The following is a 13,724-nucleotide window of genomic DNA, read 5'->3' as shown; positions in this document are numbered from 1 at the left end:
TGACCTGCCGCCCGTTGACAAATCCGGCCTATTCGACGGCCAGTGCCTTCTCGATCAGCTTGTCGCCGTTCGGCACATTGGCGGCAAAGTTCTTGTACGAGGACTGTCTGGCGACTTCGAGCCAGGCATCGTAATCCGCCTTCGACATCTCGACCACCTCGACGCCCGCCTTCTTGTAGGCGTCGATCATGATCTGGTCGCCCTTGCGGACCTCCTCGTTGAAATAGGCCTCCGCCTTTTCTCCCGCCGCAAGGATCGCCTTCTGCTGTGCCTCCGTCAGGCCCTCAAAGACCCGCTTGGAGATGAGCACCGGCTCGTACATGAACCAGAGCGCGTTTTCGCCGGGCGCCGTCAGGCATTTGGCGTGCTCGAACAGGCGGTAGGAAACGAAGCTCGCCGACGAGGTATTTGCCGCGTCGAGCACGCCTGTCTGCATGCCGGTATAGATTTCGGACGAGGGCATGGACGAGATCGAGGCGCCAGCCGCCACCAGCATCTCCTCGAAGGCGGGCCCGGCAGCGCGGATGACCTGCCCCTTGATCGTCTCGGGCGTCGTGATGCAGCCTTGCTTGGAAGCGAAGGCGCCGGACAGCCACGCATCGGCGATCACCATCGCACCGGCATTTTCGATGATCGCCTTGATGTCCTTCATGAAGTCGGAATCGTTGAGGCGCATCGCGCGGTCGAAGTTGCCGACGAGACCCGGCATCAGCGTCGCCGAGAATTCCGGATGCCGGCCGGACGCATAGTCCAGCGGGAAGGATGTCATGTCGAGCAGGCCGCGCGTCACGGCGTTCCACTGGTCGTTCGGCTTGTAGAGCGAAGAGCCGGGAAACACCTGGATCTCAAGGTCGACATTTGCGGCCGCCACATCGCGGGCGATCATCTGCACCATCTCGTCGCGGATGTCGCCCTTGCCGCCGGGAAACTGGTGGGATGCCTTCAGGATCGTCTGCGCGGATGCCGAGCCGGCCAGAAGCGCGGCCGACACGCACAGCATATGTGCGAATCTTCTCATTTTATCCTCCCTGATATTCCGGCCCTCCCGCCGGATTGGTATAGAGTGTGCCTTGGTATTGCACACCATGTCAATATTTTTGTATACAAGATAGGCGAGTTTGCATATCTCGCTCTGCATGAGGGATGAAAATGGCCGGCAACACGTTTCACAAGCTGCGTGACGAAATCGAGAACGGCATCGTCACGGGGGAGTTCGAGCCTGGTGAACGGCTTGACGAGGTGCAGCTTGCGACCCGCTATGGCGTATCGCGCACGCCCATACGCGAGGCGTTGATGCAGCTTGGCGCGATCGGCCTCGTCGAGATCCGCCCGCGGCGCGGCGCGGTGGTGGTCGATCCCGCGCCGGATCGCGTCTTCGAGATGTTCGAGGTCATGGCGGAGATGGAGGGCATGGCAGGCGCGCTGGCCGCGCGCAGGCATACGGAGGACGACCATGTTGCATTGGTCCAGGCCCATGCGCAATGCGAGGAGGCGGCCACCAGCGAGGATACCGATCGCTACTACTACGAGAACGAGACGTTCCACCGGGCGATCTATGCGGCAAGCCATTCCGGCTTTCTGGAGGAGCAATGCGTCGCCCTTCATCGCCGGCTGAGGCCATATCGGCGCCTTCAGTTGCGCGTGCGGAACCGGATGAAGATGTCGCTGAAGGAGCATGGCGAGATCGTTGCCGCGATTCTCGCAGGGGACGCGGAGGCTGCTCGTGCGCTGCTGCGCGGCCATGTCGCCGTGCAGGGAGACCGTTTCAGCGACCTCGTCGCCTCGCTGGGCAAGCGGGAAGGGAAAAGGCTATCGCTCGGATAGGCCGTTATCGTGGTTGCTGGTGGTGAGGGGACGTATTCGCTCGCGAGGATACGGCCGAAGCGCTTGACTTGCCGGAAGCACCACGGCATTGGATTCCCTATCGGCAGCAAGCTTGATGTCATGCGTGATTCGGTCCGGCGACATGGACCGCAGCGCCCGCCGAAACACACCGGAAATCACAAGGCGTTTTGATGGAAACTCGTCTGCGTGGCCGCTTGCGGCCTGAAGGGTCTGTTCGCGTGACGGCGATGGGACTGTTCCTCTTTCTCGGCCTGGCGGGGCCTGGTTTTGCCGCGGGATGCGGCCAGCCCTTGGAACCCGGCCGGATGGATTTCACGGTGAAGACCGGCGGCTTCGAACGGCCGGCACTGGCGCACATCCCGACCGCCTATGACGGCAAGACGAGGCTTGCGGTCGTCTTCGACTTTCACGGCAGCAATTCCGGCCCGGCAGGCCAGTTCCGCCGGAGTGGCTGGAACACCGTCGCCGAGCACGAGGGGTTCGTCGCGATCGCGTTGCAGGGCAGTCTCGACGGTGAGTACGAGGGTACCCATGCCTGGAATGTGCCGGGCGTAACGCATGGCGGAAACCTTGATGACGAGCGCTACATCAAGGATGCGGTCAAGACGGTCAAGGAGACGTTCTGTGTCGACCCGACCCGCATCTACGCCTCCGGCTATTCGGGCGGCGGGCGCATGCTGTCCCAGTACATCTGCAACGGCCATTCGGAATTTGCCGCCGCCGGCTTCGTCATGGGCTTGCGTGCCGGCTATCCCGTCGAGCGTGATGGTGTTTGGCAGCCGGATATCGCAAGCTGCAAGCCCGGCAACCCGATCTCGATCATCGCGTTCTCAGGCATGAAGGATGTCACCAATCCTTTCCTGGGCGGCGGCAAATCCTATTGGCAATATGGCGGCGAGGCGGCGCTGAAGCGCTGGGCGGAACTCGACAAGTGCGAAGGCAAGGGCAACCTCGTCACTGACGCGGCGATGACGGCCTTGTCATTCAAGGCCTGCGCCGGTGGCGCGCGCATTACGTCCTATCTGCTCAAGGATAACACCCATGCCTGGCCGTCGAGCAGCGTGCTGTTCCGAACCTTCGACGCGAACGGCAAGGTGACCTCGGAGCGCGATGCGACGGGCCGCATGTGGGAATTCTTCAAGAACACGCGCTCGCCGGAAGAAACGCCCCTGACGGCAGGGGAGGCGGCGGGACGGGCCGGCTGAGCCGCGAAGCGCCTGAGGCGGTGATGTCGCCATCATCAGACTTCGCAAATTACAAATCCGCTGTCCAAGTCTGAAATCTACAGCCGGACGACACCGACGGTTGGAAAATCACTTCCGGTTTGTTAGAAGGCGCATGGGTGTCTCTCGCATGGTGCGGGAAGGCAGGTTTCTTGCGTTGGTCGGGCCGCCACGCGGAGAGACCGTACCATGAAACGCACCACGCCTGCGCAGAAGCGCCCCCGTGCCCAGATTCTCACCGAACGTGCGCTCGCATCCCTTGAACGCTTCCTGCATATCGAGGCGGTCAGTGGAGCTGTCTTGCTGGTCGCGGCGGCGGTAGCCCTCATCTGGGCGAACTCGCCGCTATCGGAAAGCTATCACCACCTCTGGCACATGTCCCTCTCGGTTGGCGTGGGCGAGCTGGTTTTCGATCGCCCTCTCCATTTCTGGATCAACGACGCGCTGATGACCGTGTTCTTCCTCGTGGTTGGCATGGAGATCCGGCGGGAGATCCACGAGGGCGCGCTGAGCGATCTGCGGCAGGCGTCTCTGCCCATCGGCAGCCATAGGCGGTGTAGTCGTGCCGGCGTTGGTCTATCTGGCCCTGAACGGTTCCGGCCCGCAGGCGCAAGGCTGGGCCATTCCGACGGCCACGGACATCGCCTTCGCCGTCGGCGTTCTGGCGCTGCTCGGCAAATCCATACCGGGCAATGTGCGTGTGTTCCTGCTGACGCTGGCGATCATCGACGACGTCATTGCCGTCCTCATCATTGCCTTCTTCTATTCCGGCGGTTTGGAATATGGCGGCTTTGCCGTAGCCGCCCTCGGCATCGTCATGGTGTTCGCTCTCCAGGGAATGGGCGTTGGGTCGGCTTATGTCTATGTGTTGCCGGGAGCGATCATCTGGTCCGGCCTGCTGATGACCGGCGCACATCCGACGCTGGCAGGGGTCGTACTGGGGTTGATGACGCCGGTTACGTCCGTGCGCCTGCGTGAAAACCCGCTGGATGCCCTGTCGCGCATCGCCACCGAGCTCCTCGGGCTGGAGCAGAATGGAAAAACCGACCATATGAGCGGCCCACTCAAGGAACTGCGCCGCGCCCAGCGCGAACTCCTTCCGCCCGTCGTGCGCGTGCAGGCGGCCCTGCATCCCTGGGTGGCCTACGGGGTGATGCCGCTGTTCGCGCTGGCGAATGCCGGGGTCAGCTTCGCCGGCGTCGATCTCTCGGGCGGTGCCCCGCTATGGGTGATGATCGGCGTCGGCATCGCCCTGATCGCGGGCAAGCCGCTGGGCGTCGCTTCCGTAAGCTGGCTGCTGGTGCGCCTCGGCCTGTGCCGCTTGCCCCCCGGCATGGGTTGGGGCGGCGTCTGGCTCATCGGGTTGCTGGCCGGCATCGGCTTCACCATGTCCATCTTCGTCTCGATGCTGGCCTTCACCGACGAGGATATGCTCGCCGCCGCGAAACTTGGCGTTCTTGCGGGCTCCTTCGTTTCGGCGCTGCTGGGGCTCGGATGGGGCGTCCTCTACGCCCGGGGCATGGCGCCGAAGGATATGGCCGGCAGCGGCAATCCGGCGGGATATCCCTGATCGGCCGTTCACCAGGCGGACACGGCGTCGCCCTTCCATGGGACTTCTTTATATGCGGAAAATCTAATGGATAAGCAGCTAGCGAGAGCGGAGCGCCTGGCAACGATCGCGGCGAACATCGCCTGCGTCATCGTCACGCTTCTTCTCATCTTCCCGCTCGTCGCCCACTTTGTCTGATCGGCCAGCGCGGCCCGGTGTCATGTCCGGGACCAGATCGAATGCTCGATCTTGCCCTTCAGTTCCGGATAGGCTTCGGGATCGAAGCGCGGCTCGCCCGTCTTCTTCTGGTCGAAATAGTCCTTCGTCAGCTTGGCGACGGTGCCGGAAAGCAGCAGGATGGCGATCAGGTTGACCGACGCCATCAGACCCATCGCCGCGTCGGCCATGTTGAACACGACGGCCACTGTCGTATAGGCGCCCCAGATCACCATGAGCAGGACGGCGACCCTGAGACCGCTGATCGCGCCCTTGTTGTCGAGCTTGAGGAAAACCATCGCATTCTCCGAATAGGCGTAGTTGCCGATGATGGAGGTGAAGGCGAAGAAGAAGATGGCGATGGCGATGAAGTAGCGGCCGGCCTCACCGATATGAGCGACCATGGCCTCCTGCGTCAGCGGCGTCCCGGTGAGTTCCGAGCCGGGCGTCATGACGCCGGAAAGCAGGATCATGACGCCTGTCGCCGTGCAGATCAGGATCGTATCGATGAAGACGCCGAGCGCCTGTACGAAACCCTGGCTGGACGGGTGATGCGGGGAGGGGGTGGCGACCGCCGCGATGTTCGGCGCCGACCCCATGCCGGCCTCGTTGGAGAAAAGGCCGCGCTTGACGCCGTTGAGCATGGCTCCGGCGATACCGCCCGCCGCTTGCTCGATGCCGAAGGCGCTCTTGACGATCAGCGCAAGCACAGCGGGCACCTCGGTGATGTTGGCGACGACCACGTAGAGGGCCATGCCGAGATAGGCGACGGCCATGAACGGGACGACATATTCCGCCACCTGGGCGATCTGCCGGATGCCGCCGAAGATCACGATGCCCGTCAGCACCGCGAGCGCAACGCCGACCCAGATCTTGTCGATGCCGAAGGCGCCCTGCATGGCGTCGGCGATGGAGTTCGCCTGGACCGCGTTGAAGACCAGGCCGAAGGCGATGATGAGGCAGACCGAGAAGATCACGCCCGCCCAAGGCGCGTTAAGTCCCCGGGAAATATAGAAGGCCGGACCGCCGCGATATTGGCCATTGTGGTCCGTGATCTTGTAGAGTTGCGCGAGCGTGCTTTCGGAATAGGCGGTCGCCATGCCGACCGCCGCGACGACCCACATCCAGAACAATGCGCCGGGACCGCCAAGGAAGAGGGCGACCGCGACGCCGGCAAGATTGCCTGTGCCGACCCGGGACGCGAGGCTGGTGCACAGCGCCTGGAATGGCGTGATGCCGCTGGCGTCGCTGGCCGGCGCCCGCATCACCGACCGGAACAGTTCGGGGAAATGCCGGAACTGGATGAAGCCCAGCCGCAGCGTGAAATAGATGCCGACGGCGATCAGCCCATAGATGAGGACATAGCCCCAGAAGATCGTGTTCAGGAAGTCGATGACGGCATTCAGAACGGTCACGGCGGCCCTCTTCGATAGGAATGCTCATTGCGTCCGCCGACAACCAAGCGCCGCAGCGCCGTGGTTGTCCCGGTGACCGGATCGTTGCACGGGAGTTGTGAAACCGCAAGTTTGAAGGCGGCGCTTCAGCGCGCCGTGGCCGCCTCTTCCTTGCGCCCCGCGAACCAGTTGGCCAGCAGTGCGCCCGAGATGTTGTGCCAGACGCTGAAGATGGCACTGGGAACGGCGGCGATCGGCGAGAAATACGCGGTCGCCAGCGCCGCGCCGAGACCGGAATTCTGCATGCCGACCTCGATGGCGATCGCCTTGCGCTTGGCAAGCGACAGTCCTGTGGCTTTCGCCGCGAAGAAGCCGAGCAGGTAACCGAGGCCGTTGTGAAGGACGACGACGGCAAAGATCATCAGACCGGACTGGACAATCGACGCCTTCGACGCGCCGACGACGGCAGAAACGATGAGGACGATACCGACGACGCTGACGAGCGGCAGCGCCGGCACCGCCGCCTTGACGACGCCGGGCAGCAGTTTCTGAAGGAGCGCGCCGAGCGCGAGCGGGACAAGAATGACCTTGACGATGCTGAGGAACATGGCCCAGCCGTCGACGGGCAGGTACTGGCTGGCGAACAGCCAGACGAGGAAGGGCGTGATGAGCGGCGCGGCCAGCGTCGTGACCGACGTGCAGGCGACCGACAGCGCGACGTCGCCCTTCGACAGGTACGTCATGACATTCGACGATGTGCCGCCCGGGCAGCAGCCGACGAGGATGACGCCGGCTGCGACCTCGGGCGGCATCGGGATGATCCGCGTCAGCAGGACGGCGAGAAGAGGCATGATGAGGAATTGGCCGAGCACGCCGATGGCGACATCGAAGGGACGCTTCACCACCTCGCGGAAATCGTCCACCGACAACGTCAGGCCCATCCCGAACATGATGATCGCCAGAAGCGTGACGATCCAAGGAGCGAACTGCTTGAAGGTGTCGGGGAAAAAGAAGCCGAGGACCGCGAAGAGGATGACCCAGCCGGCGAAGGTCTTGCCGACGAAGGCCGAAACGGATGCCAGTGCTTTCACTATGCTTGCTCCAACAAAAAATGTCTGCCGCGGGTCTATAGACACCGGCCTTTCTGTCAAGCGGGCAATCGTGGCTTAGACGGAGCCGAATCTCTAAATCCGTTAGTTCGGAAGCTCGTTCGACAGGCGAAAACGATCGCTTACAAAACCGGTTGATCTCTCTTCCCCAGGATGGGAAAGCAGGTATCCGGAACCGGTGAGGAGTGCATGTTCGAACTCAGCCAACTCAGATGCTTTGTTGCCGTCGCGCGCGAGCTCAATTTCCGGCGCGCGGCCGAGCACCTTCATATGACGCAGCCGCCGCTGAGCCGGCAAATCCAGCTGTTGGAAGACGATCTCAATGTCAAATTGTTCGAGCGCACGAGTCGGTCGGTGCGCCTGACGGCTGCTGGCAGGTCGTTCTTCGTCGAGGCGCAGGATTTGCTGAAGCGCGCCGAGGCGGCTTCCCTGACCGCGCGCCAGGCCGAGGCCGGCCAGCATGGCAGCATTTCGTTTGGGTTCATTCCTGTTGCAGCCTTCGACATCATGCCGCGGATCATCAAGGCCATTGGTGCCAAGGCGCCCGGCGTGAATCTTCTGCTGCACGAAATGTTGACGATCGAACAGATCGAGGCACTGACCGCAGGACGGACGGACCTCGGCGTGATTCGCCTGCCGCGCGAGAAAGAGCGTCTGGAGCTGCAATGCATCCAGCGGGAGCGCTTTGTTGTCGCCCTGCATGCAGATCATCCGCTGGAGAAGAGAGCTAAGATCGGGATCGAAGATCTCGATGGGCAGCCTTTCGTGATGTATTCGCCGGCGGACGGCTGGTACACGTACGAGATTCTTGCGCCGCTCTTCACCTATGCACAGGTGCGTCCGAAGTTCGTGCAGTATCTCGGCCAGACCCACACCATTCTCGCCCTCGTGAGCGCCGGTGTCGGCTGTGCGCTTGTGCCGCGCTCTTCCCAGGTCATCCGCCTGCCCAATATCGTCTTCCGGGCGATCGATCTTCCTGAAGAAGCATGCGTCGAAGTGTACCTTGCCTGGCGTCGCGGCAATGACAGCCCCATTGTCGAAATGGCGAGAAACATCATCGCCGAGAATGCGGCGATCGACGTTTAGATCTTGCCGTGGGTTAGCGCTGATCTGATACAAGTTGGGTATCGATCAATCCTCGAATGCGATTGGACGCGTATCGATCAGGGTGAAATGATCCTGCGCAGTCCAGCAGCATTCCAGGGAGAGAGCATGACCAGCCACGTCAAGGAAAGCGATGTCGCCAAGGCATCTTTGACCACCGGCACGATCGACAGGGTCGAAATCACCACGTTTACCGTGGATATCAAGAACTTCGCCCGGAACTACAAATCGAACGTCGTCGGCGGCTCGATGGTCTATACACCTGGCGCCGTCTACACGCGGCCTGTTCTTCTCGTCCGGATCTTCACGTCCGACGGTCTTGTCGGCGAATATGCGAATTTCGCGACGACCGGTACGGTGGACCAGGCTGTTGTCGCCGCCAAGGTCGCGGTGGGCAACCGCTGGCACGAGCGCGAGCTCATCTGGCGTACCGCTCGCCGTGCCGGCCGGCCGTCCAATTCCTACGGCCTCAGCTTCGTCGACAATGCGCTCTGGGATCTTGCCGGCAAGGCCTATAACGCCAGCCTGTCGCAACTCCTCGGCGGTTTCCGCGAGGCGATCCCGGCCTATGCGTCCTGCCACAATGGTGACCGCCTCGACAATCTCCCCGACAAGGAGGCCGTCGCCGACTTCTTCCTCGGCCTGAAGGAGAAGGGCTGGAAGGGCTTCAAGATGCACAGCTGGCACGAGGGCAACAAGTGGGAGGAGGCGGAGAACGTCGCCTATATGCGCGAGAAGCTCGGCGAGCGCACGGAACTGATGCTCGACCCGGCCTGCGTCTTCGATTCCATCAGCGACGCGATCTTCGTCGGCAGGGCCTGCGAGGAGGCGGGCTTCCGCTGGTTCGAGGATCCACTGCGTCCCCTCGGCGTCGGTATCCATCAGCATAGAGCGTTGCGCGAGGCCCTCAACATTCCGATCCTCCAGACGGAGCATGTGACAGGTCCGGAGGCGAAGGCCGACTTTCTGCTGGCCGGCGGCACGGACATCCTGCGCGCTGACGTGCATTACGATCTCGGCGTCACCGGCTGCCTCAAGACGATCCGCTTTGCCGAATCCCTCGGTGTATCGGTCGAAATGCATGGCCCGAGCCCGGTCCACCGTCACCTTGTCGCCGCCATGCAGAGCACGACCATGTATGAATGCGCGAACGTTTCGCCCGCCATGGACGACCCCTCACCGGAGATCTACACCTGCGGCTATAGCGACAATGTCAATTCCATCGGCAAGGACGGTACACTGACAGTGCCGAACCGACCGGGGATCGGCGTCGAATACGATGCCGACTTGATCAAGCGGAATCATCAGGCGACTGAAACAATAGCCGCGGGCTGACCGGGGTGGGCCTCTGCCCCGGCAAACGGGACGGAGGTATCAAACGCATATGTCGCGTGGCGCGGGTCAATATCATGGCCGAGCGGGCGCCGACGGGACGGAGGAGGCGTCCATCATGAACGCAATCAGCAGGCCTTCGAGCCGGATAGTCGAACAGGCTGCGACGTCCCCGCTCGTGGAGGTCAACAACGTTACCCTTCGCTATAAGACACAGGAGATGATGATCACGGCCACCAAGGGCGTGACTTTCAACGTCAATCGTAGCGATCGTTTTATCCTGCTCGGGCCGTCCGGCTGCGGCAAATCCACCTTGCTGAAGGCAGTCGGCGGCTATCTGCAGCCGGACGAGGGCACGATCACCATCAACGGCCGCAAGGTTACCCAGCCCGGCGCCGACCGCATGATGGTCTTCCAGGAGTTCGACCAGCTTCTTCCCTGGAGGACGGTCCTCGGCAATGTGATGTTCCCGTTGCTGAACGCCGCGAAGCTTTCCGCCCGCGAAGCAGAAGAGAAGGCACGTCACTATATCGAAAAGGTCGGTCTCAGCCGCGTCGCCGATGCCTATCCGCACACGCTTTCCGGCGGCATGAAACAGCGCGTTGCGATTGCACGCGGCATGGCGATGGAGCCGGACGTCTTGCTTATGGACGAACCCTTCGCCGCGCTCGACGCCCTGACCCGGCGCACCTGCCAAGACGAGTTGCTGCGGTTGTGGGACGATACGAAGTTCACGGTTCTCTTTGTCACCCACTCGATCGGCGAGGCCATCAAGATCGGTAACCGTATCCTGCTCCTGTCGCCGCATCCGGGCCGCGTGAAGGCGGAGGTCTGCGACGTCGACAAGATCAATGTCTCGGACGGTTCGGCGGCGAAACTCGAAGCCGAAATCCACGAATTGCTGTTTGCCGGGGAGGAACATTGATATGCAGCCGACCATCATCATGCGCCCGGATATCCCTGACGCGACCGGCAAGGTCGACTTGCAGGTGCGCCTTTCCGGCCTGGAACTATTCTGGTCGCACGGCGCCGTGCGCAAGACCTTCATCCTGCTGGTGCTGGCCGCCGTCTGGGAAATCTATGCGCGCGTGCTCGGAAATCCGCTGCTTTTTCCGACCCTGACCGATACGCTCATCTCGCTTTGGTCCTCAGTCCTGAACGGCGTGCTCTTCGAGCGGACCTGGGCCTCCTTGAAGATCCTCGTTCTGGGCTACGGCGTCGGCGTGCTTCTGGCCTCCGCCTTGACGATCCTCGCGATCAACACGCGCCTCGGCACGGACCTCCTGGAGACGCTGACGGCGACGTTCAATCCGCTTCCTGCGATCGCGCTCCTACCGCTCGCCCTTATCTGGTTCGGTCTCGGGATCGGCAGCCTCGTCTTCGTGCTCGTGCATTCCGTCATGTGGGCGGTCGCGCTCAACACGCATTCGGGTTTCCGCAGCGTCTCGCCGACGATCCGCATGGTCGGGTGCAACTATGAGCTCAAGGGACTACGCTACGTCTTCAAGATTCTGGTGCCCGCTGCCTTTCCGACGATCCTGACGGGCTTGAAGATCGGCTGGGCGTTCGCCTGGCGTACCCTGATTGCCGCCGAGCTGGTGTTCGGTGTGTCGTCCGGCCAGGGCGGGCTTGGCTGGTACATTTTCGAGAACCGCAACATTCTCGACATTCCCGCGGTTTTCGCCGGGCTGCTGATGGTCATCGTCATCGGCCTCGTGATCGAAAACCTGATCTTCAAGACCATCGAACGCAGCACCATCCAGAAATGGGGCGTGCAAAACTGACCTGTGGGAAAGAGGCAGGTCCACCAAAGGAGGAAAGACAGTGAAACTCAAGACCGTAGGCGTCATCGCCGGCTTGCTGGCCGCGGTGACCAGCAGCGCTCTGGCCCAGGATGTGCGCTTCGCCAAGCAACTGCAGATGAACAACCTGCCGTCCATGGTGATGGAGGAGCAGAAGCTTTTCGAGAAGCACGCCGCGGAACTCGGCCAGCCCGACCTCAAGGCGCAGTGGATCACCTTCGCGAACGGCGGCGCGACCACGGATGCCCTGATCTCAGGCAATGTTGAGTTCGTCTCGGCGGGCCTGACCAACTTCGGCATCCTGTGGGCGCGCACGAAGGGCAACGTCAAGGGCGTTGCGGGCGTCGCGGGCATCTCGCTGCCGCTCCTGACGCGCAATCCCGATGTGAAATCATTGAAGGATTTCACCGAGAACGACCGTATTGCCGTGCCGACAGTGAAGGTCTCCAACCAGGCGGTAATGCTCTCCATGGCGCTCGAGAAGCTCTACGGCGAGGAAGGGCGCACGAAGCTCGATGCCCAGACGGTGCAGCTTTCCCACTCGGATTCCCTGCAGGCGCTCCTGAACCCGCAACACGAGGTCAATACGCATTTCTCGACACCGCCTTACTCGGTTCTGGAACTGCGCGATCCCAAGGTGCACAAGGTGTTTGACAGCGCCGAGCTGTCCGATACGCCGCTCGTCAGCAACATCATGTTCACGACCACGGCCTTCCACGACGCGAATCCGGTGGCGGTCAAGGCGCTGATCGCGGCGCTGGATGAGGCCAACGACTTCATCAACAAGGACAAGAAGGCCGCGGCCGAGCTTTATCTGCGCGTCAGCGGCGACAAGCTGAGCGTGGAAGAGGTCCTGCAGGTATTGGACGAGAAAGGCTCGGTGTTTTCGGCGACCCCGCAAGGCACGTTGCCGGTGGTCCAGTTCATGCATCGCGCCGGCATCATCCCGATCGGACCCGAAAAGTGGGAAGACCTTTATTTCCCCGAGATCACCGCGCGTCAGGGCAGCTGACGGGCCTTCGATGAAGCTTTTTCCGGGCGGAGCGCAGTCTCCGCCCTTTTTTGTGCGCTCTCGAAATTGATGCAAATTCTGTATTGATCGAGTGGCTTTATGAAATGGACCTTTATCAATCGACCTCCTAGCATCCCCTTCAGTCCAGATTAAATGCAGGAAACAGGGAGGTTTGCATGGGCGTCCAATTCGATCTCGCCAAGGCTCTGACGGGCATATCGGGCATTCTCGTCACGCCGTTCGACGGCGAGGATGAGGTTGCGCCGCAGCGCCTGAAGCCGATCATCGACCGGGCGATCGCGGCCGGCGTGCACATCCTCGTCTCGAACGGCAATACCGGCGAATTCTACGCGCTGACGGCCGACGAGGCCGAAACCATGATTCGGGCGGCCGCAGAGCTGGTCGACGGCCGCATTCCGCTGCTGGCGGGCATCGGCCGCTCGATCAAGGACGCCTGCCGCCTGGCGAAGACCTCGGCCGAAGCGGGCGCCGCCGCGCTGATGATCCACCAGCCGCCGGACCCCTTCGTCGCGCCGCGCGGCATCGTCGACTATGTCCGACGGGTGCACGAGGCGAGCGGCGGCCTGCCGCTCATCCTCTATCTGCGCAACGACCTCATCGGCCTGAGGGCGATCCAGGACATCTGCAATCTCGAAGGTGTCATCGGCGTCAAATGGGCGACGCCAAACCCGATGAAACTGGCCGAGGCGATCCACAACACGCCCTCGCATATCGTCTGGGTCGGCGGGCTTGCAGAAACCTGGGCACCGCCGCTCTACGCGGTCGGCGCGCGCGGCTTCACCTCCGGCCTGATCAACGTCTGGCCGGAGCACTCCGTCGCCATTCACCGGGCGCTCGACGCCGGCCGTTACGACGAGGCCGGGGCGCTGATCCAGCGCATGGGCGCCTTCGAGGAGGTGCGCGCGCAGGAGATGAACGGCACCAATGTCACCGGCGTCAAAACCGCGCTGCAGATGATGGGGCACGACTGCGGCCCGACACGCGCGCCGTCCGCCTGGCCCCTCACGGCCGCGCAAAGCGAGATGCTCTCGTCTCTGCTGACGACGGAAAAGCTGATTGGAACATTCCGCAAGGCGGCCTGACCGCCTGATGCCCGCGCCGGGGAGGGCGCGGGCCT

Annotated in this window: 11 protein-coding genes and 1 pseudogene; 9 read left to right on the top strand and 3 right to left on the bottom strand. The window is 62.4% G+C overall.

Going from position 1 to position 13,724, the window contains the following annotated elements; genetic code table 11:
* Window positions 1-28: 28 nt before the first annotated feature.
* A complete protein-coding gene (locus AABQ55_RS20485) occupies window positions 29-1,018 on the bottom strand; it encodes a TRAP transporter substrate-binding protein (RefSeq protein ID WP_272806345.1) in 990 nt (329 codons plus the stop codon).
* Window positions 1,019-1,149: 131 nt separating this feature from the next.
* Here AABQ55_RS20485 and AABQ55_RS20480 point away from each other — a divergent pair, with 131 nt between their 5' ends.
* The 3 genes and pseudogenes from AABQ55_RS20480 to nhaA all read left to right on the top strand — a co-directional run bounded on the left by AABQ55_RS20480 (window position 1,150) and on the right by nhaA (window position 4,638).
* Window positions 1,150-1,824: a GntR family transcriptional regulator gene (locus tag AABQ55_RS20480; RefSeq protein WP_245083374.1), complete on the top strand. Its 675-nt coding sequence runs from the start codon at window positions 1,150-1,152 to the stop codon at window positions 1,822-1,824.
* A gap of 239 nt (window positions 1,825-2,063) precedes the next feature.
* Window positions 2,064-3,050 (top strand): alpha/beta hydrolase family esterase, encoded by a 987-nt coding sequence (locus AABQ55_RS20475; protein ID WP_272806344.1) that lies wholly within the window; start codon window positions 2,064-2,066, stop codon window positions 3,048-3,050.
* A 175-nt stretch (window positions 3,051-3,225) separates the two neighbouring features.
* A pseudogene (nhaA, locus tag AABQ55_RS20470) lies at window positions 3,226-4,638 on the top strand (Na+/H+ antiporter NhaA).
* A 197-nt stretch (window positions 4,639-4,835) separates the two neighbouring features.
* Here nhaA and AABQ55_RS20465 read toward each other — a convergent pair.
* Window positions 4,836-6,239, bottom strand: coding sequence for an alanine/glycine:cation symporter family protein (locus AABQ55_RS20465; RefSeq protein ID WP_272807509.1), 1,404 nt, complete (start codon window positions 6,237-6,239; stop codon window positions 4,836-4,838).
* Between the two features lie 134 nt (window positions 6,240-6,373).
* Entirely contained in the window at window positions 6,374-7,318 is a 945-nt protein-coding gene (locus tag AABQ55_RS20460; RefSeq protein WP_272806343.1) for a bile acid:sodium symporter family protein, read from the bottom strand.
* Between the two features lie 207 nt (window positions 7,319-7,525).
* Here AABQ55_RS20460 and AABQ55_RS20455 point away from each other — a divergent pair, with 207 nt between their 5' ends.
* The 6 genes from AABQ55_RS20455 to AABQ55_RS20430 all read left to right on the top strand — a co-directional run bounded on the left by AABQ55_RS20455 (window position 7,526) and on the right by AABQ55_RS20430 (window position 13,689).
* Window positions 7,526-8,422, top strand: a complete 897-nt coding sequence (locus tag AABQ55_RS20455; RefSeq protein WP_272806342.1) for a LysR family transcriptional regulator — start codon at window positions 7,526-7,528, stop codon at window positions 8,420-8,422.
* A gap of 126 nt (window positions 8,423-8,548) precedes the next feature.
* Window positions 8,549-9,775 carry an enolase C-terminal domain-like protein gene (locus AABQ55_RS20450; RefSeq protein ID WP_272806341.1) on the top strand — a complete coding sequence of 409 codons (1,227 nt, stop codon included), beginning with the start codon at window positions 8,549-8,551 and terminating at the stop codon, window positions 9,773-9,775.
* Window positions 9,776-9,890: 115 nt separating this feature from the next.
* On the top strand, window positions 9,891-10,697 hold the full coding sequence (locus AABQ55_RS20445; RefSeq protein ID WP_272807508.1) for an ABC transporter ATP-binding protein: 807 nt from the start codon (window positions 9,891-9,893) through the stop codon (window positions 10,695-10,697).
* Between the two features lie 19 nt (window positions 10,698-10,716).
* Entirely contained in the window at window positions 10,717-11,556 is an 840-nt protein-coding gene (locus AABQ55_RS20440; protein ID WP_443021161.1) for an ABC transporter permease, read from the top strand.
* 40 nt (window positions 11,557-11,596) lie between these two features.
* Window positions 11,597-12,586 (top strand): ABC transporter substrate-binding protein, encoded by a 990-nt coding sequence (locus tag AABQ55_RS20435; RefSeq protein ID WP_272806339.1) that lies wholly within the window; start codon window positions 11,597-11,599, stop codon window positions 12,584-12,586.
* A 176-nt stretch (window positions 12,587-12,762) separates the two neighbouring features.
* Window positions 12,763-13,689, top strand: coding sequence for a dihydrodipicolinate synthase family protein (locus AABQ55_RS20430; RefSeq protein WP_272806338.1), 927 nt, complete (start codon window positions 12,763-12,765; stop codon window positions 13,687-13,689).
* Window positions 13,690-13,724 lie beyond the last annotated feature (35 nt).

The organism is Shinella sp. WSD5-1 (assembly GCF_963942435.1).
Taxonomy (GTDB): domain Bacteria; phylum Pseudomonadota; class Alphaproteobacteria; order Rhizobiales; family Rhizobiaceae; genus Shinella; species Shinella yambaruensis.
This window is presented reverse-complemented; position numbering and strand designations above follow the sequence as displayed.

Excerpts from the sequence above, each read along its gene's own strand:
- AABQ55_RS20485 (WP_272806345.1), bottom strand. The coding sequence starts at position 1,018 with ATGAGAAGATTCGCACATATGCTGTGCGTGTCGGCCGCGCTTCTGGCC.
- AABQ55_RS20480 (WP_245083374.1), top strand. The coding sequence starts at position 1,150 with ATGGCCGGCAACACGTTTCACAAGCTGCGTGACGAAATCGAGAACGGC.
- AABQ55_RS20455 (WP_272806342.1), top strand. The coding sequence starts at position 7,526 with ATGTTCGAACTCAGCCAACTCAGATGCTTTGTTGCCGTCGCGCGCGAG.
- AABQ55_RS20450 (WP_272806341.1), top strand. The coding sequence starts at position 8,549 with ATGACCAGCCACGTCAAGGAAAGCGATGTCGCCAAGGCATCTTTGACC.
- AABQ55_RS20445 (WP_272807508.1), top strand. The coding sequence starts at position 9,891 with ATGAACGCAATCAGCAGGCCTTCGAGCCGGATAGTCGAACAGGCTGCG.
- AABQ55_RS20440 (WP_443021161.1), top strand. The coding sequence starts at position 10,717 with ATGCGCCCGGATATCCCTGACGCGACCGGCAAGGTCGACTTGCAGGTG.
- AABQ55_RS20430 (WP_272806338.1), top strand. The coding sequence starts at position 12,763 with ATGGGCGTCCAATTCGATCTCGCCAAGGCTCTGACGGGCATATCGGGC.